Here is a 24279-nt window from a genome sequence, read left to right on the forward strand (position 1 = left end):
TCGGCTGTACAAAAAAGAGAATCGCCAGGGGGATGGCAGTCCGAAAGCCCCGTCTCCTCTACCCCCTACGTCTCTTTCGTCCTTCTGACTTGATTGTTTCCCTGGAGCTGTGACATGACCACTTCAACAAATCTGCCTGCTGGCGTGAGCCAAAATACCTTCAACCAAGCCGTCTCCGAGTACGCCGCGATTGTCGGCAACGACAACGTTTTTGTAGCCGATGAATCAATGTCGCCTTACATGAAGGCCTACATTCCTGTTGACGAGAAACTCTATGCACCCTCCGGTGCGGTCTCCGTGTCGAGTGTGGAGCAGATTCAGGAGGTCCTGAAAGTCAGTCATAAGTATGGGATCCCGCTGTGGCCTATCTCGACGGGCAGGAACTTTGGCTACGGGGAGGCCTTGCCTGCCGTACCTGGGCAGCTCCTTCTGGACCTGCGCAAGATGAACAAAATCATTGAGGTGGATCCTGTGTTGGGCACTGCCCTGGTCGAGCCAGGCGTCACCTATGCCCAGCTTCACGCCTATATCAAGGAGCACAACATTCCGCTTTGGTTGAGCGTGCCGGGTCCTGGACCGCTGGTGGGGCCGCTCGGACAAACCCTCATTCGCGGCGAGGGGTACACCGCCTACGCAGAACAGTTCTCGGCCTGCTGCGGGATGGAAGTGGTTCTCGCCGATGGTCAAGTCGTCAGGACGGGACTCGGCGGCATAGAAGGTACCGGCGCCTGGCAGACCAACAAATATGGCTATGGTCCCTATCTGGATGGCATTTTCAGTCAATCCAACTTCGGCATCGTCACAAAGCTCGGGCTGTGGCTGATGCCCGCCCCGGAAAGCTACGAGATTTTCACGATCAGCTTCCCGCTTTACGCAGATATCGAAAAGGCTGTCGACTTGGGGCGCCGGCTGAAGCTGTCCGAGACCGTCCGGTCGCCGCTGTTGATCGCGTCGACCGCTACCGGGATGGCGCTCGCTGGCGTTCCCCGCTCGGTGATCAAGCCTGGGCCTGGCGCTCTTACTGCTGACGAAATCCAGGCGTTTGCTCAGAAAAACCATCAGCCAACGATCTCCATGACCGCCGCTCTATATGGCACCAGGGATCAGATCGCTGCCCACCTCAAATTCGTTGAAAAGGAAGCCAAGGCCGCGGGTGGGATGTTGCTGCATGGCGATCAACTGAACGTGCTGCCGGAAAAACTGGTGCATCACTTCCATGACATGTTTACGGGAACGCCTGACCTTCAGGAGTTTGCACTGCTCAACTGGATTGGTGGTGGCGGTCTGATCTGGTTTGCTCCGATCTGCCCGACCCGAGGCAGTGAGGCGATCAAGCAGATCGACATGATGAAATCACTTGCCGCCGAGTTCGAGTTCGATTTCATCGATGCGTTCTTCCTGAACGGCCGCAGCATGGTGCATCTGTTCAACCTGTTCTATGACCGCAGCAATGAGGATCAGAAGAAGAGGGCGTATGCCTTCTTCGAGAAGGCGCAAGCGACTTTCGCGAAGGCGGGGTATGGGGTGTATCGCAGTAATCCCGCGTTCATGAAGAAAACGGCGCAAGTCTATGGCTCGGCGCAAATGGACCTCAATCGGCGAATCAAGAAAGCCCTGGATCCGAAGGGCCTGATTGCTCCCGGGATGTCAGGCATCACCATAGCCTGACCGGCTGAAGGCGGTATTCCACCGAAGGATAAAAAGCTCGGTGGAATACCTGCTGTTCTCCTGTCTGCGCATCGCCGTATCAATTTCTCCATCCAGTTGACTGACAGCCTTGGTCAACGCTGGCGCAGCCAGAATAAATAACAAGAAACCCTGGAGCCTGAAGTCCCGGTCAATCCTGAGAGTCCTTCCACTTCTCGGTGCCGATCAGGTCTCCACAATAAAAGGGGTACCCGTATGGGGTATGTGTTGAGCAATCTCTCGATTGGTCGAAAGTTGCTTCTTGGCTTTGGATTGGTTGTCGTGGTGGCGTTGGGCGTAGCCAGTGTGGGCTTCATCAACATCTTCGCATTGTTAGAACGTGGCGACCTGATGACGGGTATTGCTGAAAGCCAGGTCCACTTGCTTCGCGCGAAAGTGGCTCAGCAGCAATACGTCCGCTCTGGATCTCCGGACTCCGCGCAGCGCGCCCAGGCGTCGCTCACGGCTATGCAGTCTCGGTTGGACGCGCTTCTGGGGTCCCGCCTGAACAGTGAGCAACGGGCGCTTCTGGTGGAAATGAAGTCCGCTACGAAAGCCTGTCAGGCGTCTTTTGATCGCTTGGGGGGGATTGCGGATGGGGCTTCCCATGGAGGGACGGCGTATGAAGACCTGGAACAACAATTTGCCAAATTGATGGGTCTTGCAGAGGCCGCTTATGTGGCGCCTGGCAAAGAAATGGCGGCTCTCGATAGACGAATCCCACGCCTTATGGGATTCAGCTGTTTCGCTCTCCTCCTGGTGGCGGGTGCCGTGGCTTTGTTTTTGCACCGTCAGATCGTCTTGCCTCTGCGTCATGCCGTCTCGGTGTTGCGTACCGTAGCAGCAGGAGACCTTTGCATTGCGATCGAGGTTCGCCAACAGGATGAGTTGGGGCAGTTGCTGCTTGCGACTCGCCGCATGGTCTGTGATGTACGTGGGGTGGTTGAACGGATTGGCGGCGGCGTTGAAACGCTATCGGCGATGGCGGCCGGCTGCGCTGTTATCAGTGCAGGAGCCGGCGAGATTACGCGCAGGCAAAGCCAGGAAGCAGAGCAGAGCGCGTCGGCACTCGTGCAGATGGCTGCAAGTGTGCATGAAGTGGCGAGCCATACGCAGCAAGCGTCTGTGGCGGCGCGCGATGCGCAACAGCAGGCGCGATCCGGCGCCATGATGGTGGCTGACGCAGTGGGCAGGATCGATGGTTTGGCAGAAGGCGTGCTGGCAACTAAAGCCAGTATGGTTTCCTTGTCCGCAGAGAGTGAGCGAATCGGCGGCATACTCGATGTGATCAAGTCTGTTGCCGAGCAGACGAACCTCCTGGCGCTCAATGCCGCGATCGAGGCTGCTCGCGCGGGAGATCAAGGGCGCGGATTTGCGGTTGTTGCAGACGAAGTCAGGGCGCTTGCAAGACGAACCCAGGACGCCACGATGGATATCGCCACGACTATCGAGTCCCTGCAAGAACTGACGCGGCAAGCCATGTATCGCAGCGAGGATTGCCTGGTACAGGCGAGCAGGGCCGTTGAGCAAGTCCGTCTGGCCGATCACAGTTTGATATCGATCACACAGTCGGTTTCTCTGATCGAGCAAATGAACCAGCAAATCGCTGCGGCGGTCACGCAGCAGAGTGCCGTAGCCGAGCAAGTGAGTCGGAGCGTCGTCAAGGTGCGAGACGATGCGCAGGCAAGTGCTGCCAAAGCCAGCGAGAGCACTGGCTTCAGCGACGCGTTGCAACACCTCAGCGTTGAGCTGAGCCAGTGCATCACGCTGTTCCGGTACTGATATGCCGCGGTTCTGAGGAAACGGGAGTCGCGTGCGGCAGCATTCAGCAAACGCTGTCCTTGACAGTCAAGTTGTCGCACCGCTCAGGCAAGTCGTGTCGCCTTTCCAAGTCTAAATTCGTGCTCGGATGCTGCGCTCAGCTCCAGGGTTTCGCCCATTGCGGCGAGCATGAAAACAAGAATCCGGTCGAACCGGTTCTACGATTTAGGTGATGCACATGACTCTGCAATTTCCGGCTCTGCCTAATTTCACTGGCTACAATGCCCCGATGCGCACTGACTGCGAGATCCTGGATCTCGAGGTGGCTGGAGAGATTCCGGCCGAGATCGAGGGTACCTGGTATCGATGTGGTCCCGATCCACGCTTTGCGCCCAAGCTTGGCGACGATATCTATGTGAACGGTGATGGCGTTGTGAGTATGTTTCGCTTTCACCGTGGGCGAGTTGAATTCCGTATGCGTCACGTCCGCACCGAGCGCTTCCTCGCCGAGCGCGAAGCGGGTCGCGCCCTGTTCGGTGCCTATCGCAATCCCTTCACCGACGATCCTCTTGTGGCCACTGTCAGCGGTAACACCGCCAACACTACCGCTTTCTTCCACGCTGGCCGTCTGTTCGCCCTGAAAGAGGATGGGCTGCCCTACGAGCTGGATCCCGACACCCTTGAAACACGCGGAACCTGGGACTTCAAAGGCAAGCTGACGAGCAAGACCGTGACGGCACATCCCAAAATCGACCCTGCCACAGGGGAATGGTTGCTGTTTGGTTATGAGGCTGACGGACTCGGCTCAAGGGACATGGTCTTCGGTGTGGTCGACAAGCACGGAAACCTGATCCGCGAAGACTGGTTTGAAGCGCCGTATACCGCAATGCAACACGATTTCGCGGTCACTCAGGACTACGTCATCTTCATGGTCTTCCCGACGACCGCCGACGTTGAACGCATGCGCAAGGGTGGGGATCACTGGGTGTGGGAGCGTGACAAGGAGAGCTGGATCGGCATCTTGCCGCGTCATGGCTCGGTGGATCAGCTGCGCTGGTTCAAACGACCTGCGGCTTATTCGTTTCACGTGGGTAATGCCTATAACGAAGGCAGCATGGTTCACATGGACCTGTGTCTGTCCCAACGCAATGCCTTCCCGGGCATTCCCGATGCGGACGGCGCGCCTTACAACCCTGAGGAGGCGGCGCCATTCCTGACCCGCTGGAGCTTTGATGTGCAGGATCCCGAGCAGAGCTTCAGCTCGCGACAGCTCAGCCCCATCCCCGGGGAACTTCCTCGGGTAGACGGGCGAGTGGTTGCGGCGAAGCACCGGGTCATCTACTACGGTGGCATCAACCCGGAACTTCCCCTGAACATCTCCGGCCCCATCGGGCCAGGCTCCAACTTGTTGGTTCGTGTCGACGTCGAAAGCGGCGCTGTCAGCGCATTGCATCTTCGCGATGCCGATTCGTTCCAGGAACCACAGCTGGTTCCCGCCGCCGACCACGAGGGCTATCTGCTGGTGGTAGTGGATCATCACGACCGGATGCTCGCCTCGGTGGCGATCCTTGAGGCGGCCCACCCGGAAAAAGGGCCTGTCGCCACGATCAAGCTGCCCATCCGATTGCGTGACGCTTTCCATGGTTGCTGGGTTGCAAGTGGCGCGTCGAACGGAGCCTGAGCCCCCTGCCAGGCGACCACCATTTTCAGCGACGACTCAAGGCACGGGAAGGGCTTTAGATCCCTTCCGTGCCGTTGCGTCTTTCTCGTTTGTTCATCAACTGTCGATTGTGCTTTGAGCGCGAATCTTGCGCAGCTCGTTGGCACATCACGAAGATCAAGGATTTGCACCATGGAACACACTCAAGTAACGCGCTATCTCATTGAAGGTCATCAGTACATCAACGGTGCCTGGCGCACAGGTCGCTCTGCCAAGCGCCTGGACGATAACAATCCGTACACCGGCGAAAAGCTTCTGGAGATGCCGCTGGCCTCTATCGGCGATCTCGATGACGCCTACCAATCTGCCAGGACGGCTCAGGATGCATGGGGGAAAACATTTCCCGGGCAACGCCGCGAGTTGCTGGAGAACCTGGCCCGTGTAATGGAGGCGCGAGCCGAAGAAATTGTCGAATGGCTGATCCGGGAGTCGGGCAGTACCCGGCTCAAGGCGGGGTTCGAATGGCATAACACGCTGCAACTGGTGAGGGAGTGCTCGGGGCTCCCATTCCAGGTCGAGGGGCGCATCCTCAGCAGCCACAAACCGGGTGAGCAGAGTTTTGTGTTCCGCGAAGCACTGGGGGTCGTGGGGGTTATCAGTCCCTGGAATTTCCCTCTTTACTTGAGTATGCGTTCGGTCGTTCCGGCCATTGCGCTGGGCAACACCGTTGTACTCAAACCGGCCAGTGACACGGCTGTCAGCGGTGGGTTGCTGATAGCGCACATGTTTGAGGAAGCGGGATTTCCTGCCGGAGTGATTAACGTCCTGGTCGGTGCCGGCTCTGAAATCGGTGATGCGTTCGTCGAGCACCCGGTGCCGAGTCTGGTTTCCTTCACGGGTTCGACTGAAGTCGGGCGAAATGTCGGACGGATTGCTACTGGCGGCGCCCACCTCAAGAGGGTTGCCCTGGAACTGGGCGGCAATTGCCCTCTGGTTGTCCTGAAGGACGCTGACGTCGAACTGGCGGCTCATGCCGCTGTCGTTGGGCGTTTTCTCCACCAGGGTCAAATATGCATGAGTGCCAATCGGGTCATTGTCGAGCGTTCGCTCTACGCGGATTTCGCCGCACTGGTCGTCGAGCGTGTCAGGAAACTCAAGGTGGGTGACCCCATGGCAGCCGATACGGTAATCGGTCCGCTGACCAATCAAGCGCAGATGCAGTCGTTGCAGGCCAAGCTCGCCAACGCAAGGAACTCAGGCCTTGAGGAGCTTCATGGCGGCGCGCCGAATGGCCTCGTGTTGCCGCCTCATGTTTTCGGCAAGGTTCCCGCGAACCACGAACTGGCACTGGAGGAAACCTTCGGCCCGGTACTTCCTCTGCTTGTCGCCGATAACGAGGCCCATGCGCTAGACCTCGCGAATGCAAGTGAGTACGGACTTTCCAGTGCGGTTTTCACTCGCGACATGCAACGGGGTATCGAGTTCTCGCGAGGGATTGTGGCCGGCATGACCCACATCAACGACATCACTGTGGACGACCAGCCGAATGCGCCTTTCGGTGGAGAGAAGAACTCCGGGTTGGGGAGGTTCAATGGCCATTACGCCATTGACGAGTTCACCCGGGCTCACTGGATCACCTGGAGACAAAACGGCGCGAACTATCCGTTCTGAGAACACCTGGCCCCCTGATGGGGGCGAGTCGCCGCCGCACCGAAAGGCACAGGCCAAACGGTAACCATCGTTCACGTAGTGTGAGGACAACATTCATGCAGTTTCATCTCAACGGTTTCCACGCGGGTGATCCCTGCCTGCAACCCGCAAAGGAGGGTGTGCACAATCACGAATTGCCTGAAGCAGTTGATGTACTTATTGCTGGCAGCGGTCCTGCGGGATTGGTATTGGCAACACAGCTCTCGAAATTTCCAAACATCGTGACGCGCCTCCTCGAGAGGCGCTCCGGGCCTCTGCTGATGGGGCAGGCCGATGGAGTCGCCTGCCGAACAGTCGAGATGTTCAATGCGTTTGGCCTGGCCGACCGACTGCTGCGTGAGGCCTACTGGGTCAACGAAACGGTGTTCTGGCGACCTGACGCCAGTCATCGAGGTTCGATCACCCGTACGGGGCGAGTCCAGGACACCGAGGACGGTCTGTCGGAATTCCCGCACTTGATCGTCAATCAGGCGCGAATCCAGGATTACCTGCTTGAGTCCATGGAGAAATCCAGCCGCCGGCTGGTCCCTGACTACAATTGGGAAATCGTCGAACTTGCGCGTGACGACACAAACCCCTATCCCGTCCAGGTGACCTTGCGCCGTACAGATCCCGGTCACGAGGGGCAGGAGCGCCAGATTCGAGCCAGGTATGTGGTCGGTTGCGATGGTGCCCGCAGTGTGGTGCGTGGCGCTATCGGGCAACAACTGCGCGGCGATGCTGCCAACCATGCCTGGGGAGTGATGGACGTATTGGCGGTAACCGACTTCCCCGACATTCGTCTCAAGGCGGCTGTTCAGTCCGCGACGGGTGGAAATCTGCTGATCATTCCTCGCGAAGGCGGTCATCTCGTTCGTTTCTATGTCGATCTTGGCATCGTCGATCAGGACAATCGCCAGTCCATTCGGCAGACCAGCATCGAGCAGATGACCTCGATTGCCCGGAGCATTCTTCATCCTTACACGTTGGATGTGAAGGAAGTCGCCTGGTCCTCGGTCTACGAAGTCGGGCAACGTCTGACCGATCGCTTTGACGACTCCCTGGATCAGCGAGGTGTTGAGCGCGAACCAAGAGTTTTCATTGCCGGTGACGCTTGCCATACGCACAGTGCCAAGGCTGGCCAGGGCATGAACGTTTCAATGCAAGACGCGTACAACCTCGGTTGGAAGATTGCAGCAGTGCTCGATGGGCGCAGTGATGCCACTCTCCTGAAAACCTACACCCAGGAACGTCAGCCTGTCGCTCAGGAACTGATCGACTTCGACAAGCACTGGGCGGCACTGATGGGAGGACGGCCAAAGGACCCTGATAACCCCGGCTCTAGCGGAATCGACCCCGCCGAAGTGCAAGAGTATTTTGTCCGCGCCGGGCGTTATACGGCAGGTGTGGCAACACGCTACAAGCCTGGAATGCTGACGGGGGAGGGGCACTGGCAGCATCTGGCTGAGGGGTTGCACATTGGAAGCCGGTTCCACTCGGCACCCGTGATTCGCCTGGCAGACGCCAAGCCTGTCCATTTGGGGCACACGGCTTGTGCTGATGGTCGCTGGACGCTCTACGCCTTTTCTGACAAGGAGCAGACAGGTCTGCGCGGTCTGTGCAATTTCTTGAGCGAAGCCGCGTCCCCCTCGTTGCGACGCATCGCGGCGCTGAGCGCTGACGTGGACGGCATCCTGGATGTACGGGCGATTTTCCAGCAACCTCACCGTACGTTGCGCCTGGAAGATCTGCCTCCGCTTTTGCTTCCACGAAAAGGACGATACGGGTTGATTGACTACGAAAAGGTCTTCACCGCGGACAGTCACCTGGATGTATTCGCGTTACGCGGCATTGATCGTGAGCGGGGCGCAATGGTACTGGTGCGACCGGATCAGTTCATCGCCCATGTTTTGCCCCTGGATGGATACGAGGCGTTGGAGGCGTTCTTGCGTCCGGTCTTCAATGGCGAGTGAAGGTGCGGGCTTGAATTTCCCCAAGTCCAGTCACCTGGGGCAGCCGTGTTGATCGATCCTTCCCGATCTTGATGGCTTTGGTTTGCCCACTATCGGTCGCTCAACCTTGTTCGTGTCGATCGGATCTGTACCCATCTGCCGCATTCGGCAGGTGGGTACGTTGGGCGCACTCGCGCAGGCATCATTAGCCGATGCGAACAGGCGTGAGACTGTTTCTGTGTGAGCGCCTGACTCATTACAGCTTTCGAATATTCAATTTCCCCAATATATCCAAGGCGTTTCGCCTGGCGGTAGCCTGCTGCTCGCCTTAAGATCAGGGCTTTGAGCTGATTGTGATCCTCAGGAACAGGCGCCTTGAGGAAATATTTCGTTTCTTTTCATTTACCTTATATACGTAAAAACATATATTCGATAAATCGTATATGAATCAAGATTTCGCAGTGACCCGCAAGCGCCGGCACCCTTCACGACATTCATGAGCGCATCAAGATATTCATCCTGGTGAAACCAAACGCTGAGCATCGATATGGCTGACCATCTGACACCGACCACTGTTTTCAAATGCCTGGCTGACGACACCCGTGTCCGCACCATGCTGCTCATTACCCGTGAAGGAGAGCTTTGTGTGTGCGAGCTGACCTGCGCCTTGAACGAGAGCCAGCCAAAAATCTCCAGGCACCTGGCGCAATTGCGTACGTGTGGCTTGTTGTCGGACCGTCGCCAAGGTCAATGGGTGTACTACCGCCTGCACCCGAACCTCCCTGATTGGGTTCATCAAGTGCTGACCACCGTGCTGGAAAGCAACAGGCACTGGCTGAGCCCTGACGCCAAACGCCTTGATGAAATGGGCGACCGTCCTGAACGCGCAGCCGTGTGCTGTGCAAGCAAAATCGCCTGATTGCGCCTTCGACTGCGAGACTGCTCGATGAAAATCCTGACGTGGCTCAACCGTTGTTCGAGAGCTGCGTGCCATTCAGCATCCCGCCCACATTGAATACATCGGCCAGTTCGACACCCGGTCGAACGCTCACTGACAGCAGATACGGAGCACCACAACATGACGATCAAAGTTGGCATCAATGGTTTCGGCCGGATCGGTCGCCTCGCGCTGCGAGCCGCCTGGAGCTGGCCAGAGTTTGAGTTCGTGCAGATCAACGATCCAGCAGGGGACGCGGCGACTCATGCGCACCTGCTTAATTTCGACTCGGTACATGGTCGTTGGCATTACCAGGCTGATTCCGAGGGCGACAGCATCGTCATCGACGGCAAACGAATCCAGGTGACGGCCAATAAGGCGATTGCCGACACCGATTGGTCGGGCTGTGATCTGGTGATCGAAGCCAGCGGCAAAATGAAGACGGTTGCGGTCCTCCAGGCTTACCTGGACCAGGGCGTGAAGCGAGTGGTGGTCAGTGCGCCAGTGAAAGAGAAGGGCGCGTTGAACATTGTCATGGGCGTCAACCATCAGCTATTCAAACCGGCGGAACATCGCATCGTCACCGCCGCTTCATGCACGACCAACTGCCTGGCGCCGGTGGTGAAAGTCATCCACGAGAAACTGGGCATTCGCCACGGTTCGATCACCACCATCCACGACCTGACCAACACCCAGAGCATCCTCGATCAGCCGCACAAGGACCTGCGCCGAGCGCGTGCCTCGGGGATGAGTTTGATTCCGACCAGCACCGGCTCGGCCACCGCGATTGCGGAAATTTTCCCGGAGCTGCGTGGTCGCCTGAATGGTCACGCCGTACGCGTACCATTGGCCAACGCCTCGCTGACGGACTGCGTCTTTGAGGTCGAGCGGGCCACCACGGTCGAAGAGGTAAATCAGTTCCTCAAGAACGCTTCCGAGAACGAGCTCAAAGACATCCTCGGCTTCGAGGAACGCCCCCTGGTGTCCATCGACTACCGTACCGATCCGCGCTCGTCGATCATCGATGCGCTGTCGACCATGGTCATCAATGGCACCCAGGTCAAACTCTATGCCTGGTACGACAACGAATGGGGCTATGCCAATCGCACCGTCGAACTGGCCAGAATGGTCGCAATGGCAGTCTGAGGAGCGGTCATGAAAGCGTTGTCAGCCCTCGCTCCGGAAGTGCGGCAGTACCTGCTCGTTACGGGCAACTACTGGGCCTTCACCCTCACCGACGGCGCCTTGCGTATGTTGGTGGTGCTGCACTTTCACGCGCTGGGCTACAGCCCCCTTCAAATCGCGGCCCTGTTTTTGTTCTACGAGCTGTTTGGCGTGATCACCAACCTGGTGGGGGGCTACCTCGGCGCCCGGTTGGGTCTTAACCGGACCATGAACATCGGGCTGGGACTCCAGGTCGCGGCGCTGCTGATGCTGACGGTGCCTGGCGCCTGGCTGACCATCCCTTGGGTAATGGGCGCCCAGGCGCTGTCGGGGATTGCCAAGGACCTGAACAAGATGAGCGCCAAAAGCTCCATCAAACTGCTGGTCCCGGATGGGCAGCAGGGCACGCTCTACAAATGGGTGGCGATCCTCACCGGCTCGAAGAACGCACTCAAGGGTGTCGGCTTCTTTCTGGGCGGAGCCTTGCTGGCCTTGATGGGATTCAAAGGTGCCTTGCTGGCGATGGCAGGTGTCCTGGCGCTGATCTGGATCAGCAGCTTGATCCTGTTGAAGAAGGACCTGGGAAAAGCGAAAGCCAAGCCAAAGTTTCGCGACATCCTGTCCAAGAGCCGGGCGATCAATATCCTCTCAGCGGCACGGATGTTTCTGTTCGGCGCCCGCGATGTCTGGTTTGTGGTGGCCTTGCCGGTTTACCTCAGCAGTGTGTTTGGCTGGGACTTCTGGGCGGTCGGGGGCTTCCTGGCGGCCTGGGTGATTGGCTACGGCATTGTGCAATCCTTCGCGCCCAACATCACCGGCAAGAAACGTGGGCACGTACCCGATGGTCGTGCGGCGTTTCTGTGGGCGCTGGCGCTGGCGGGCCTGCCTGCGGCCATTGCTCTGGGGCTCGATACCGGGCTGTCGCAACAGGGGGTGTTGCTCGGCGGATTGATGGTCTTTGGTGCGCTGTTCGCGGTGAACTCTTCGCTGCACAGCTACCTGATCGTGTCATACGCCAAGGAAGACGGCGTGTCGCTGGATGTGGGGTTTTACTACATGTCCAACGCCATGGGACGGTTGGCAGGCACGGTGCTCTCCGGCTGGGTTTATCAGGTCTATGGGCTGGGTGCGTGCTTGTGGATATCGAGCGCATTCGTGTTGCTCGCAGCACTGATCTCCATAGGGTTACCGAGGCATGCCGAGGCGATGTGAAGGGTCAGGTCCGTGACGCTATGACGAGCAGCCACCATGTGTGCACCCAGTACGCGATCCGTATCGGCATCCACCACCAGCTTCATCAGCGTCTGCTCGGACGATTGCGTGAGGGTCAGTTTCATCGGCTTGAAGCGGCTCTCGAAAATCACCCCCTTGTGGCCATTTTCCAGTGCCTGTTCTTCGGTCAATCCCACCGTCCCTATATTGGGCTGGCAAGTCATTTCGTTTCCCTGCAAGGACAGCACAGCGCGTGTGCGTCAAAAGTGGCAATTGCTTCTGTGTCCAGTCTCGCCATCCCGGCGCAATCAGAGAACCAGCAGGGTTGTCATGACTCAATTGTGCTGGGTGAAACAATCCGGGCCGCGATCTGGCATTAATAATCAGGCGATGCCCGCCAAGCCGTGCCCCTGGGGTTGTAGCCCGCTGCTGTCGACTGACTGATAGCGTCCAGGAGCGAATACAATGCAGCGCATAAGCAGAGCCTATCGAAGGGGAACTCACATGCTGCTACGACATTTGCGCTATTTACTGGCCGTCGCGGATAACGGCGGCTTTACCCGCGCCGCCGAGGCGTTGCATGTTTCCCAGCCGACCTTGTCCCAACAGATCCGGCAATTGGAAGAGTCGCTTGGCGTTGTGCTGTTCGACCGAACATCACGGACAGTGAAACCGACCGACGCGGGGCAGGCCTACATCGACTGCGCGCGTCGCGTGCTGGTGGAGTTGGCCGCTGGCAAGCGAGCACTGCACGATGTGAAGGACCTGTCCCGGGGCACCTTGCGCCTGGCCATGACGCCAACGTTCATGGCGTATCTCGTCGGGCCACTGGTACGCGACTACAAAAACCGCTATCCCAACATCCATCTGGAAATCTTTGAATTGTCGATGGACGATATCGAAACCGGGTTGGCGGAGGATTCGCTGGATATCGCGATCGCGTTTGACCAAGTGAGAAACGCGGACATCGAATCGATCCCGGCGTTTATCGAAACCCTGGGGCTGATGGTCGGGCGCGATCATCCGCTGTACGACTGCAAGACACCTTTGACGGCCCAGCAGGTTGCTCAACTGGAGTTTGCCCTGTTGACGCCGGACTTCGTCACTCGCGTCTGTATCGATGAGTACTTCGCAAGCGCGCGGATCACGCCGAAGGTGGCGATTGAGGTCAACTCGGTCAACACACTGCTGGAAGTCATTCGGCACACGGCGATCGCCACCATTCTCCCCGAACCGATCGCTACCCAGGACCGCGCCCTGCGCAAGCTCGCATTGATGGACAACGGACCTCGACGCGCAGCGGCGTTACTGCGGCGCAAAAACAACTACCACAGCGCAGCATCCGTCGCCTTCATGGAATTGGTGTCAGGAACCACGGTGGGCGATTAGAGCCGTCCACTTCGTCCAGATCGACAGCGATCATTACGCTGGGTGAACTCGGTCTGCCAACGCAATCCTGATTGACCTCGCCGCCCAATAGGGCCAGGGCCAACGTCCATTCCTGGCCGGTGACAAGCCGACGGTCGCCGACATTGCCGCCTACACCGGGCTGGAGTCGGTGCCTGATCAGGCAACGGCTTTTTCGGGGCGGGCCTGCACGGCGCAGGTCGTCGGGTGCTGGACCAGGGACTTGAACGTCTTGTTGTCGGCGTCCAGGGCATCGATCGAACCGGTCCCGATGTCGTAGACCCAGCCATGCAGATTCAGCCGACCTTTTTCCTGGGCCAGGCGCACGCTCGGGTGGGTCTGGATGTTGGCCAGTTGAGCGATGACGTTTTCACGCACCATCGAACTCACTTTGGCGGCTTCATCTGCGTGAGGGCGTGACTCGTTGATGACTTTGGCCGACTCGGAATGTTGCAACCAGCCGGCCACGGCAGGCAGGTGATCCATGCATTTGCACTGGGCGACGGCGGTCATGGCACCGCAATCGGAATGGCCGCAGATCACGATATCGGTCACGCCCAGCACGGCCACGGCGTATTCGACAGTGGCCGACACGCCACCCGGGTGCGGGCTGTAGGACGGCACAATGTTGCCGGCGTTACGAATCACGAACAGCTCACCGGGCTCTTGCTGGGTCAGCAGCTCCGGTACCACGCGGCTGTCGGAACATGTGATGAACAACGTGCCTGGGTGTTGCGTGGTGGCCAGGTGTTTGAACAGGTCCGTCCGTTGTGGAAACGCTTCCTTTTGAAACTTCAAAAAACCTTCGATGAGCGCTTTCATGATGCGTACCTTTAATTGATTGCTTGATGATGGCGTGACGATCAGTTGGTACAGCCGGCCCCGATCACGTTGTATTCCAGCGTTCGGGTATCGCCGCGGGAATCCTTGTAAGTCATCTGCACGGGCGTCGGACCGCAGACATCCGCGGCCGGGGTGATGTTGATTACCTTGGCGATATCCAGATGCATGCCGTAGGCATAGGGAACGGCCTCTGGTGCGACCACCGGTCCCTGTGCGTAGGCTGACAGCGAGGCCGTCAGGGACAGGGCGAGAAACAGAATTTTTTGCATGACGCGTCCTCCATTCAAATGGGCTGATTGATAGAAGCGGGTTCGGTCGGTTTTGAAGCGGGCCCGCAAAGGCTGCGGGCCGGATGACAGGCCGGGTTGCGCCCTTAGAAAGGACGCAGTGGCAGGAACTTGCCGTCGAGGGTGATCACTGCACGGTGGCCGCCTTCCGGGTCTTCGACTTTCTTCATGTCCAGTTTGAAGTTGATTGCGCTGATGATGCCGTCGCCGAACTGTTCGTGAACCAGGGCTTTCAACGTGGTGCCGTAGATCTGGATCATCTCGTAGAAGCGGTAGATGGTCGGGTCGGTCGGCACACCCGACAGGCTGCCGCGCAGCGGGATGATTTGCAGGCGGGCTACCGAATCGGCGTCCAGGTCCAGTTTTTCGCCGATGACTTTGGCAGCTGCTTCTGGCAGTGGATGCTGACCGAGCAGGGCTGCGGTGACGTAAGCCAGACCAAGGCCGGTGCCTTCGGCCATGTCCTCGAAGGACAGGTTTTTGCGAGCCTTGGCGTCCAGGATTTTGGCGGTCAGTTCGAGGCTGGTGTCGTTGTAAGCGTGAGACTGTTGCATGGTGAATCTCCTGTCGGGGTTGCTGGTGGGGTGTTGCTTGGGTGTGAAGCAATCTTCTGCCGTTTGTTCGATAGCGTCCAAGATCGATATGCAATTCTTTGCATAGGTCCTGCCTATAGATGCCGGTCGGAGTGCGCGCTGCTGTTGGCCCCGCACCGGTGAGGAAGCGCAGGCCGGCGAGGCGAATGCGTGAATGTGTGGATCGCGGGGAAAAGCCGGAAAACGCACGCGCCCAGAGGGTTTGTATCGCTGTGTATCTCCAGTGCCGCCCGCTACCTCGGCATACAAAAACCGGTCAGTCGGACATGTGGGAGATACACCGTTGACTCGAAATGGACTCACTGCATGAGCGAAACCCGACTCGGCGTTTACCGTGCACTGACCGGAGAAATTCAATGCCTCGTTTCAACACCCATAAGACACTCGGCAGGTTTGCTGCCGCCCTGGCCGCCGCCATATCCCTGTGTGTATTCGCGGGGATGGCCCAGGCTGAAGCGGCTCACGAGACGTCTGCGGCGAAAAGCTGGCAGACAGGCCTCCATCGCACGGATCTGGTGAAACGCGATCTGGGCGTTTCCGACCGCGAAGTGATCCAGGTCCGCGTTGACTTCGAGCCGGGGGTCGCCGCCCCCAGGCACTCGCACCCCGGTGTGGAAGTGGCTTACGTCATCAGTGGCACTTTTCAGTATCAGCTCGAGGGGCAGCCAGCGGTGACGCTCAAGGCCGGTGACTCGTTGTACATTCCGGAAGGAACCGCCCACACCGCGACGAACATCGGCACGACCGCCGGCTCGGAACTGGCGACCTACATCGTCAGGAAGGACACTCCGCTGGTTGTTTTGCAAAAATAAGCCGCCTGCGCCGATTGCCTGGCGGGCACGACCTCCAGGCAACCGTCACGGGCCAATTTGAGCGCTGGCGAAATGAGCGTCAGGAAGAAAAAGCTGGCCTTCAAGGCCGCCGAAAATTACCCAGTCGAGACAAACAGTGGTTCAATCCCGGCCAACCCATAAATACAAAAAATCAGGAGTCATTGATGCAACCGATCCGTCTCGGTCTGGTGGGCTACGGCAAGATTGCCCAGGATCAACACGTTCCAGCCATCAACGCCAACCCGGCGTTCCAGTTAGTGTCGGTCGCCACGCAAGGGCGGCCCTGCGCCGGGGTAGAGAATTTTCAGTCCCTGAGCGAGTTGCTCGAGCGCGGCCCGCATGTCGATGCGATAGCGTTTTGCACGCCACCCCAGGGACGATTCGCCCTGGTCCGACAGGCGCTGGCCGCTGGCAAACACGTGCTGGTGGAAAAACCGCCGTGCGCCACGTTGGGCGAGGCGATGGCATTGGTGGATCAGGCCGGGGAGCAAGGGGTCAGCGGATTGTTCGCCTGGCATTCACGCTATGCGCCCGGCATCGAAGCCGCCCGTGACTGGCTGGCCACCCGCACCCTGCAAAGCGTGCAGATTGACTGGAAGGAAGACGTTCGCAAGTGGCACCCCGGCCAGGCATGGATCTGGCAACCCGGCGGCCTGGGCGTCTTCGATCCGGGCATCAACGCCTTGTCGATTGCCACCCATCTGCTGCCGCTGCCGCTGTTCGTTGAGTCAGCCGAACTGCGAGTCCCCGCAAACTGCCAGTCGCCCATCGCCGCTTCCATCAAAATGTCTGACGCGCGCCACCTCGATGTTCGTGCGGAGTTCGATTTCGACCACGGACATGACGAACTCTGGAGCATCGAGATTCGTTGCTCCGAAGGTATCCTGCGACTGGACAACGGGGGAGCGCGCTTGAGTATTGATGGCGTGCGCCAGGCGGTATCGGAGGAGGGCGAGTACGCGGCGGTGTATCGACATTTTCAGCAGTTGATTGCCGACAAGGCCAGTGACCTGGACCTCCAGCCGTTGCGACTGGTGGCCGACAGCTTCTTTGTCGGCAGCCGCACGGAGGTTGAGCCGTTCTTTGACTAACGGCCGCCAGCCGTTACCGCGATAAAGCTCCCACGCCGGCCGGTTTGCGACTGGCGTTTGCCTCGCCCTGAATGTCTGGCATCGTCGCATGCCCCGGTGTGAACACTGTCGGGCATGCGCAACGTTCACCGAAGTCAGAGTGAGTAGCTGATCGCCTGTCCAAGGTTATTGTCCTGCGTGCCAGCGATCAGGTGCAGTGGCACATGCTGCTGCGCATCCACGGACTGGATTTCGATACTGCCCACCACATGGAGCTGTCGCTCACTCAGTCCGGTCGACTCTTCTTCCTTTGCCTTGGCCATTCTCGCGTGGTTCGCTGCGATTTCATTGAGAGTTGACACGTTACATCTCCGGTGACTGACCAAGCGTATCGCTGGCGTCCTTAAGCGTTGAATTGAGGCGCAGCCGCGTCAGAATTATGTCGTTCTGGGGTGCTACGTCGGGCCTTTGCAAACCCTAAGCCAGACAAGAGGCCCAGGTGTCGTTCCGTTTTCATTTACGACGAAAGGTTGTCTTGGCCATTCGGCGCAGGACCACACTATCGGTACTTGATGACGATCCCTTTAAGCTTGCGCCCCTCAATGGTCTGTACATCGCGAGCCCATAGTGGCCCGTTGACATAAGCCCCCACCGCTTGAATATGGTCATAGACCACCACCACCGCATCGCCCCCGAGCTTGGCCGCTTCGTCCCGCAGTTTTTCTTCTACCTGAGTGATGGGCGGCGCGGGATCGACGCTGGCGTCAATCAATATTTCACCCAATCGAACATGCGGGCGCAGCGGTTCGGTACGCAGTACGACCACTTCACTGGGCAGTGTTGGCGCAGGATGCTCGACGCCGACATAAGCGGTCGTTCGGGCGTCGACGGTTGCGCACCCGCCGAGCGTCATCAGGGAGGCGATGAGCCCGCCAGCCAGAAGCGCCAGTTTGAGTCGGGTGGACCCTGTCAGGTCAGGAGCTGGCATAGGGGATCCTCCGAAAGGTCGCTGCTATGCGGGTGACTATTTGACGGTAGCAGACGGCCCGAGAGTTGCCAGCCAGCCCAACCTCTGCCGGTCGGGCTTTTTCACGCCTTGAGCATCGCGATCAGCAGGGCGTGCTCACTGATCCTTTTCGCAATTGATCATCCATGACACGCCAAAACGGTCCACCAGCATGCCAAAACGTGCCGCCCAAAACGTGGCATCCAGGGGCATTTGCACGCTGCCGCCCTCCGACAGTGCGGCGAAGACCCGCTCGGCCTCGGCGATGCTGTCGACGTTCAGGGAAATCGAGCAACCGCTCATGGCGTCGACAGGGCGGTCGGGTGTGGTGTCTGACCCCATGATCGCCTGATCGCCCACTGCCAGGCGGGTATGGATGATCAGGTTGTGCAGGTCTTTGGGCACGTGTTCGCCGGCAGGGGTTTCACCGAAAGTCAGCATGGCTTCGATCTGGCCCGGCAGGCTTTGGGCGTAGAACGTGAAGGCGGCGTTACAGTCGCCATTGAAGATGAGGTAGGGATTGATTTTCATGGTTCGGCTCCCGGTCATTGAAGGTGCACATCGGATCGGACGTTGCGTTTGACGGCAAAATTCCGATGGCATTGACCCGGCAAGCAAAGCGCTAAATCGTGGCGGGAGCCTGGGTTTTTTTAGATGTTTTCTCGATAGACGAGGCCAGGCTTATTGCCTCGCTCGTGCGGCGTGGCGCCAGCAGGCGTTCGATGGCGCCGCTCACCATGCTTTCCAGAAGCTCATCGTGCTCGCGTTCATCGAGTGTGTGCGAAGTCAACCAGGTGGGTGCACTGTTGAGCAGCGCGGCAATGGCGTGCCCGGCCGCCAACTGGCCCGCCTCACTGAACCGCGAGCGCGCGCCGAGCATCAGCAGCAACTTGCGCTCGTATTGCTCGCGCAGATGCTGAACCCGCACCTGTTGCTCTTCATTCAGGCAGCCGCCGTCGCGCTCTGCCAGACGAAAATGCCATGGCATGTCGCGATGCAGGTTCAAGTGCGCGCGGATCAGATTGTTGAGGCGATCACGCCTGGCCGGGGCTTTTTTCTCGATACGCCCGAGGGTGGCCAACAGCTCTTCGTAGAACTCCTCGATCAGATCGAGCAGCAAGTGCTGTTTGCTCGGGTAATGGTGATACAGCGAGCCTGGGGAAAGCCCCAGGCACGTGGCGAGCTCACGCATGCCGACCTGACCGAAACCTTTGCTGGCAAAGAGCTCCAGCACCTTGTCCCGGTATTCGGCGAAACGCGAGCAACGCTCAGGCATAGGCATGGAAGCCGCGCCCCGTTTTGCGTCCCAGATAACCGGCGGCGACCATTTCCTTGAGCAGCGGCGCCGGACGGTATTTGCTGTCGTTGAAGCCGTCGTAGAAGGCTTCCATGATCGCCAGCAGGGTGTCCAGGCCGATCAGGTCCGCCAGAGCCAGCGGGCCGATCGGCTGGTTGCAGCCCAGGCGCATGCCGGCGTCGATGTCCTCGGCGCTGGCCAGGCCTTCCTGCAACACCAGGATGGCTTCGTTGATCATTGGCACCAGAATCCGGTTCACCACAAAACCCGGACGATTGCCGGCGGTGATCGCGGTTTTGCCGAGTCTGGTCGCCATTTCCAGTGCCAGGGCATGGGTGGTGTCGCTGGTCTGCAGGCCGCGAATGACTTCGATCAGGCCCATCACAGGCACCGGATTGAAGAAGTGCAGGCCGATGAAACGCTCAGGCTGGCTGACGCTGGCGGCGAGTTGGGTGATCGACAGCGACGAGGTGTTGGAGGCGATCGCACAGTCGGCGCTGACCTGGGCTGCGATCTGTTGCAGCACTCGCAGTTTCAGATCGAGGTTTTCGGTCGCCGCTTCGATCACCAGTTGCGCGTCTTTCAGGCTGGCGTAATCGGTGCTGGTGCGGATCTTGTCGAGGGCGGCGAGTTTTTGCTCCGGCGTCAGGGTTTCCTTGGCGACCTGCCGATCGAGATTTTTGCCGACAGTGGCGAGGGCTTTTTGCAGCGCGCTCTCGGAGATATCGATCAAGGTCACGTTGAAACCGGCCAGGGCGCAGACTTGCGCAATGCCGTTACCCATGGTGCCGGCGCCGATCACGCCAATGTTTTGCAGATTCATCTTGCCGTCCTTCGAGTCAAACCTTGCGATACCTTGGCCGCCGTGATGGCCGAAGGCGTACTATTGACCCGGAGTCTAGAGCTGGCAGGGCGGTTGTCCTATGCCGAAACTGTTCAACGGCACTGATGTTTTTTGCCATTTCGGGTGATGGGGAGTGAAGCGTTCACATGCGGGAAAAGGACTCAGTGGCCGCCTACTTCGTACAGGCAATGCTCCACGGGATAGGGGACGACCCGCAGCGTGTGCGGGCCGTGCTTGAGCAGGCCGGCATCGATCCGGCGGTGATCCGGCAGCCCATGGCGCGGGTGCCGGCCAATGCGTTTGCGGCTTTGTGGCTGATCCAGATCCGCGATTTGAACGACGAGTTTTTCGGGCTCGACTCCCATGGCATGCCACCGGGCGCTTTCGCCCTGATTTGCCGGGCATTGATTCAGGAACCCGACCTGCACAAGGCCATGCGTCAGTGCCTGGTCAATTTCGGCCTGTTCCTGCGCGACTTTCGCGGCACCCTGACTGTGCGCGGCAAACGCGCGGTCATCAGCCTTGACAGCCATTCGGCCACCGAAGACGCCAGCCGCTTCGGCGAAGAAACGTACCTGGTGCTGATGATCAGTCTGCTGTGCTGGCTCGGTGGCCGGCGCATCCCGATCGACCGTGCCGACTTTCGCCACAAGCGTCTGCCGCTGAGCGATGACCGACTGCTCTGGGGGCCGAATCTGACCTTTGGCGCCGAGCGCACCGAAATAGAGTTCGCCAGTCACTATCTGCGTCTGCCGGTGGTTCAGGACCTGGCTTCGCTCAAAGTGTTCCTGCGCACCGCGCCGCAATGGCTGGTGATCCGCTTCCGCAACCAGCATGGCCTGGCGTCCCAGGTGCATCAGCGTTTGCGCAGCAGCCATTACAGTGATTGGCCGACCCTGCAGGCCTTCGCCCTCGAACAGCATTTGAGCCCCAGCACCTTCCGCCGAAAACTCGAGCGTGAAGGGTGTTCCTATCAAGAGATCAAAGACGAAGTACGGCGTGCCGTGGCGTTCGAGCAATTGCGTGAAAGTCGGGCAAGCATCAGCGACATCGCCGAACAGCTGGGTTTTCAGGAACCGAGTGCGTTCCACCGCGCGTTCAAGAAGTGGACGGGGGAGAGCCCGGGGCGCTATCGGGCGCGGTATCAGGGGGAGCGGACCGGCACTTCAGTGGAATCCGAGGCGTGAGCGCCTTACTGATTCGCTTCACCTCACTGCTCGACCAGGCCCGACGTGCCTTGCTGCTGGTCTGGGGCACCTCGCGCGGGTTGTTTCTCGGCCTGGTGCTGGCGACGCTGATTGCCGGCGTTCTTCCAGCGCTCGCGGCCTGGTTGGGGCAGCGCATCGTCGACGCCGTGGTATTCGCCATGCAGTTGCATGCGCAACAGGGCAGTGCGCCGTTGTGGCCGGTGGTGCGTTATGTGCTGATGGAGGCGGGTGTGTTGGCATTATTGTCCGCCACCCAGCGCGCGCTGTCGGTCCAGCAGTCGCTGCTGCGCGTGCAGCTGGGGCAGAAGGTCAACACGATGATTCTGGAAAAGGCCCAGACATTGTCGCTGGTGCAGTTCGAGAATTCCGAGTTCTACGACAAGCTGGTACGGGTACGCCGCGAAGCCTCGACCCGACCGTTGGCCCTGGTAATGAAGTCGTTGGGGCTGATCCAGAACCTGATCGTATTGATCAGTTTTGGCGTGTTGCTGGTGCATTTTTCGCCGTGGGCGCTGGTGCTGTTGGTGGTCGGTGCGTTGCCGGTGTTCTTTGCCGAGGCGCATTTTTCCGGAGACGCCTTTCGCCTGTTTACCCGCCGTGCGCCAGAGAGCCGGCAACAGACCTACATCGAGACGCTGCTTTCCCACGAGGGCTACATCAAGGAGGTCAAGCTGTTCGGTTTCGCGCCGCTGTTGTTGCAGCGCTATCGCGATACGTTTGCCCGTCTCTACGCCGAAGACCGGCGCCTGACCCTGCGCCGCGATGGCTGGGGATTCGTTCTCGGCTTGCTGGGCACCGGGGCGTTTTACCTGGCGTATGCCTGGGTGGTGGTCGATGCCGTGCACGGCAGCATCAGCCTCGGACAGATGACCATGTACCTGGTGTTGTTCAAACAAGGGCAGACGGCGGTGAGCAGCAGCCTGAGCGCCATCAGCGGTCTGTACGAAGATGGCCTCTACCTCTCGAGCCTCTACGAATACCTGGCCGAACCCGTGGTGGTCGACACGGGCCACCTCACCGTCGGTGCGGTGCCCGGCGATGGCTTGCGTTTCGAGAACGTCGGTTTTCGTTACCCGGGCGCCAGTCGTGCGGCGCTGGAAGGCATCGATCTGCACCTCGTCCCCGGCCACAGCCTGGCGCTGGTGGGGGAGAACGGTTCGGGCAAAACCACCCTGATTAAACTGTTGACCCGCTTATACCGGCCCGATCAGGGGCGCATCCTGCTTGATGGCAGCGACCTGCAGACCTGGGAGGAAGACGCATTGCGTCGGCGTATCGGCGTGATTTTCCAGGATTACATTCGCTACCAGTTCTCCGTCGGCGAGAACATCGGCGTGGGCGATACCCTGGCGTTCGACGATCAACAGCGCTGGCAGGAGGCCGCTGCCGAGGGCATGGCCGCGCCCTTTATCGAGCGTCTGGATCGCGGCTATGCCACGCAACTGGGGCGCTGGTTTGCCGGTGGCCAGGAGCTGTCGGGCGGACAGTGGCAGAAGATCGCGTTGTCCCGCGCGTACATGCGTCGCGATGCCGATATCCTGATTCTGGACGAACCGACCTCGGCGCTCGATCCGGCGGCGGAAGCCGCGGTGTTCGAGCATTTCAGCCAGCACACCCAGGACCGCATGACCTTGCTGATATCCCACCGTTTTTCCAGCGTGCGCAACGCCGATCACATCATCGTCCTCGATCAGGGGAAGGTGCTCGAGCGCGGCGATCATGAGCATCTGCTGGCCCAGGGCGGGCGCTATGCGCAGTTGTTCGATCTGCAGGCGCGGGGTTATCGGTAACCCTCAGGAATCCTGCGCCCCTCGCGAAGTTGCCGGCCCGGCGATTTGTGGTTTTGCCTTCATCAAGCTGTCGAGTGCCTGGCGATACTGCCTGCCGCCCAGGCTCATGCTGTTGTTGTGCGTACCGCCGGGGATCAGCAACAAGCGCTTGGGTTCGTTGGCCGCATTAAACAACTGCTGGCTGAATCGCGACGGCATGAACGGATCGGCCAGGCCATGGACCACCAACAACGGCATGTCGATGTCGACGATTTTGTCGATGGAGTCGAACTTCTGCGACAGCAGCCAGCGCACCGGCAGCCAGTTGACCGGCAGGTTGTTGTCGGCGACTTCCGCCACCGCATCGCCCAGCGAGGTGAAGGTGGATTCGATCACCAGGCCGCGCACCGGCACCGCAACATGATCCTTTTTCGCCTGCGTGGCCAGGTCGGCGGCGAGGTCGATGGCCACCGCGCCGCCCAGTGAGTGACCGTAGATCAGACGCTTGCCGGCATCCGGCTGCATGGTCGTGAAACGCTCCCAGGCGGCCCGGGCGTCTTCGTAAACGCTGGCTTCCGATGGCAGGTCACCATGGCTCTGGCCAAACCCGCGGTAATCGATGGCCAGCACCGAATACCCCATGGCGCGCAATTGCTCGATGCGAAACGCCTGGCCGGTGAGGTTCCAGCGCACGCCGTGCAGGTAGAGGATCGCCGGCGCATCGCGGCGCGCCGCCGGCCACCACCAGGCATGCAGGTTCTGCCCGGCCTTGAAGCTGGCGGGCTTGATATCGAACTCCTGAACGTCCCCGGGCAAGCCGCGATACCAGCCGGCCGTGCCCGGTTCGATGCGAAACAGCAGCTCGCGCTCTTTGTACTTGAGTGCGCCACAACTCACCGGCAGGCCGACAAGCAGCGCGGCCATGCACAGCAGTGGCAGCCAGCGTGGGCGCAGACGGGTGAGAAAAGCAGAGGGCATCGGGTGGTCTACCGGCACAGACATGAAGCGCGCGTTTTAACAGATGTGTGCCGGCAACAGGAATAATTTCGACTTGTGGGAGC

At 59.5% G+C, this 24279-nt stretch carries 22 protein-coding genes and 1 pseudogene; 13 read left to right on the plus strand and 10 right to left on the minus strand.

Going from position 1 to position 24279, the window contains the following annotated elements:
* The first annotated feature begins 114 nt into the window (after nt 1-114).
* From ACX3YF_RS19450 to arsJ, 8 genes are all read left to right on the plus strand, one after another.
* Nucleotides 115-1668, plus strand: coding sequence for an FAD-binding oxidoreductase (locus ACX3YF_RS19450; protein ID WP_130207837.1), 1554 nt, complete (start codon nt 115-117; stop codon nt 1666-1668).
* 1188 nt (nt 1669-2856) lie between these two features.
* Entirely contained in the window at nt 2857-3468 is a 612-nt protein-coding gene (locus tag ACX3YF_RS19455) for a methyl-accepting chemotaxis protein (RefSeq protein WP_458946244.1), read from the plus strand.
* 217 nt (nt 3469-3685) lie between these two features.
* Complete coding sequence (locus tag ACX3YF_RS19460) at nt 3686-5128, plus strand: carotenoid oxygenase family protein (protein ID WP_189340413.1); 1443 nt, start codon at nt 3686-3688, stop codon at nt 5126-5128.
* A gap of 171 nt (nt 5129-5299) precedes the next feature.
* Nucleotides 5300-6778, plus strand: a complete 1479-nt coding sequence (locus ACX3YF_RS19465) for an aldehyde dehydrogenase family protein (RefSeq protein ID WP_458974114.1) — start codon at nt 5300-5302, stop codon at nt 6776-6778.
* A 17-nt stretch (nt 6779-6795) separates the two neighbouring features.
* Nucleotides 6796-8769: an FAD-dependent monooxygenase gene (locus tag ACX3YF_RS19470; protein ID WP_458974115.1), complete on the plus strand. Its 1974-nt coding sequence runs from the start codon at nt 6796-6798 to the stop codon at nt 8767-8769.
* Between the two features lie 526 nt (nt 8770-9295).
* Nucleotides 9296-9667, plus strand: coding sequence for a metalloregulator ArsR/SmtB family transcription factor (locus ACX3YF_RS19475; protein WP_103405557.1), 372 nt, complete (start codon nt 9296-9298; stop codon nt 9665-9667).
* Nucleotides 9668-9826: 159 nt separating this feature from the next.
* Nucleotides 9827-10831, plus strand: a complete 1005-nt coding sequence (locus ACX3YF_RS19480) for an ArsJ-associated glyceraldehyde-3-phosphate dehydrogenase (protein WP_448647022.1) — start codon at nt 9827-9829, stop codon at nt 10829-10831.
* 9 nt (nt 10832-10840) lie between these two features.
* Nucleotides 10841-12061 (plus strand): organoarsenical effux MFS transporter ArsJ, encoded by a 1221-nt coding sequence (arsJ, locus tag ACX3YF_RS19485; protein ID WP_458974116.1) that lies wholly within the window; start codon nt 10841-10843, stop codon nt 12059-12061.
* On the opposite strand, the pseudogene ACX3YF_RS19490 reads toward arsJ, so the two are convergent.
* A pseudogene (locus tag ACX3YF_RS19490) lies at nt 11965-12273 on the minus strand (hypothetical protein); the annotation flags it as partial. The gene arsJ and the pseudogene ACX3YF_RS19490 sit on opposite strands and share 97 nt — an antisense overlap.
* Before the next feature lie 292 nt (nt 12274-12565).
* On the opposite strand from ACX3YF_RS19490, the gene cynR reads away from it, so the two are divergent.
* Nucleotides 12566-13450, plus strand: a complete 885-nt coding sequence (cynR, locus tag ACX3YF_RS19495) for a transcriptional regulator CynR (protein WP_458944798.1) — start codon at nt 12566-12568, stop codon at nt 13448-13450.
* A 177-nt stretch (nt 13451-13627) separates the two neighbouring features.
* Here the strand turns inward: cynR and ACX3YF_RS19500 are convergent, their stop codons facing one another.
* The 3 genes from ACX3YF_RS19500 to cynS all read right to left on the minus strand — a co-directional run bounded on the left by ACX3YF_RS19500 (nt 13628) and on the right by cynS (nt 15152).
* Nucleotides 13628-14290, minus strand: coding sequence for a carbonic anhydrase (locus ACX3YF_RS19500; protein WP_458974117.1), 663 nt, complete (start codon nt 14288-14290; stop codon nt 13628-13630).
* A gap of 41 nt (nt 14291-14331) precedes the next feature.
* On the minus strand, nt 14332-14580 hold the full coding sequence (locus tag ACX3YF_RS19505) for a DUF2790 domain-containing protein (protein ID WP_130207860.1): 249 nt from the start codon (nt 14578-14580) through the stop codon (nt 14332-14334).
* A gap of 104 nt (nt 14581-14684) precedes the next feature.
* The gene (cynS, locus tag ACX3YF_RS19510; RefSeq protein WP_198131689.1) at nt 14685-15152 is read right to left on the minus strand and encodes a cyanase; all 468 of its coding nucleotides are present in this window, start codon (nt 15150-15152) and stop codon (nt 14685-14687) included.
* 395 nt (nt 15153-15547) lie between these two features.
* On the opposite strand from cynS, the gene ACX3YF_RS19515 reads away from it, so the two are divergent.
* Both ACX3YF_RS19515 and ACX3YF_RS19520 read left to right on the plus strand, forming a co-directional pair.
* Nucleotides 15548-16003 carry a cupin domain-containing protein gene (locus ACX3YF_RS19515; RefSeq protein WP_458974118.1) on the plus strand — a complete coding sequence of 152 codons (456 nt, stop codon included), beginning with the start codon at nt 15548-15550 and terminating at the stop codon, nt 16001-16003.
* 185 nt (nt 16004-16188) lie between these two features.
* On the plus strand, nt 16189-17115 hold the full coding sequence (locus ACX3YF_RS19520; protein ID WP_103405550.1) for a Gfo/Idh/MocA family protein: 927 nt from the start codon (nt 16189-16191) through the stop codon (nt 17113-17115).
* A gap of 134 nt (nt 17116-17249) precedes the next feature.
* Here the strand turns inward: ACX3YF_RS19520 and ACX3YF_RS19525 are convergent, their stop codons facing one another.
* From ACX3YF_RS19525 to ACX3YF_RS19545, 5 genes are all read right to left on the minus strand, one after another.
* A complete protein-coding gene (locus tag ACX3YF_RS19525; RefSeq protein ID WP_047530768.1) occupies nt 17250-17456 on the minus strand; it encodes a hypothetical protein in 207 nt (68 codons plus the stop codon).
* A 197-nt stretch (nt 17457-17653) separates the two neighbouring features.
* A complete protein-coding gene (locus tag ACX3YF_RS19530; RefSeq protein ID WP_130207866.1) occupies nt 17654-18082 on the minus strand; it encodes a hypothetical protein in 429 nt (142 codons plus the stop codon).
* 135 nt (nt 18083-18217) lie between these two features.
* On the minus strand, nt 18218-18631 hold the full coding sequence (locus ACX3YF_RS19535) for a VOC family protein (protein ID WP_448647016.1): 414 nt from the start codon (nt 18629-18631) through the stop codon (nt 18218-18220).
* 91 nt (nt 18632-18722) lie between these two features.
* On the minus strand, nt 18723-19382 hold the full coding sequence (locus tag ACX3YF_RS19540) for a TetR/AcrR family transcriptional regulator (RefSeq protein WP_130207870.1): 660 nt from the start codon (nt 19380-19382) through the stop codon (nt 18723-18725).
* Nucleotides 19369-20220, minus strand: coding sequence for a 3-hydroxybutyryl-CoA dehydrogenase (locus tag ACX3YF_RS19545; protein ID WP_130207872.1), 852 nt, complete (start codon nt 20218-20220; stop codon nt 19369-19371). The genes ACX3YF_RS19540 and ACX3YF_RS19545 overlap by 14 nt, the downstream gene beginning before the upstream one ends.
* 167 nt (nt 20221-20387) lie before the next feature.
* Here ACX3YF_RS19545 and ACX3YF_RS19550 point away from each other — a divergent pair, with 167 nt between their 5' ends.
* Together ACX3YF_RS19550 and ACX3YF_RS19555 are read left to right on the plus strand one after the other, a co-directional pair.
* Nucleotides 20388-21428 (plus strand): AraC family transcriptional regulator, encoded by a 1041-nt coding sequence (locus tag ACX3YF_RS19550; protein ID WP_448647015.1) that lies wholly within the window; start codon nt 20388-20390, stop codon nt 21426-21428.
* Complete coding sequence (locus ACX3YF_RS19555; RefSeq protein WP_130207876.1) at nt 21425-23239, plus strand: ABC transporter ATP-binding protein; 1815 nt, start codon at nt 21425-21427, stop codon at nt 23237-23239. The genes ACX3YF_RS19550 and ACX3YF_RS19555 overlap by 4 nt, the downstream gene beginning before the upstream one ends.
* Nucleotides 23240-23242: 3 nt before the next feature.
* On the opposite strand, the gene ACX3YF_RS19560 is transcribed toward ACX3YF_RS19555, so the two are convergent.
* Entirely contained in the window at nt 23243-24196 is a 954-nt protein-coding gene (locus tag ACX3YF_RS19560) for an alpha/beta hydrolase (RefSeq protein ID WP_458974851.1), read from the minus strand.
* Between the last annotated feature and the right edge of the window lie 83 nt (nt 24197-24279).

It is taken from the genome of Pseudomonas fluorescens group sp. PF-69 (assembly GCF_054481235.1).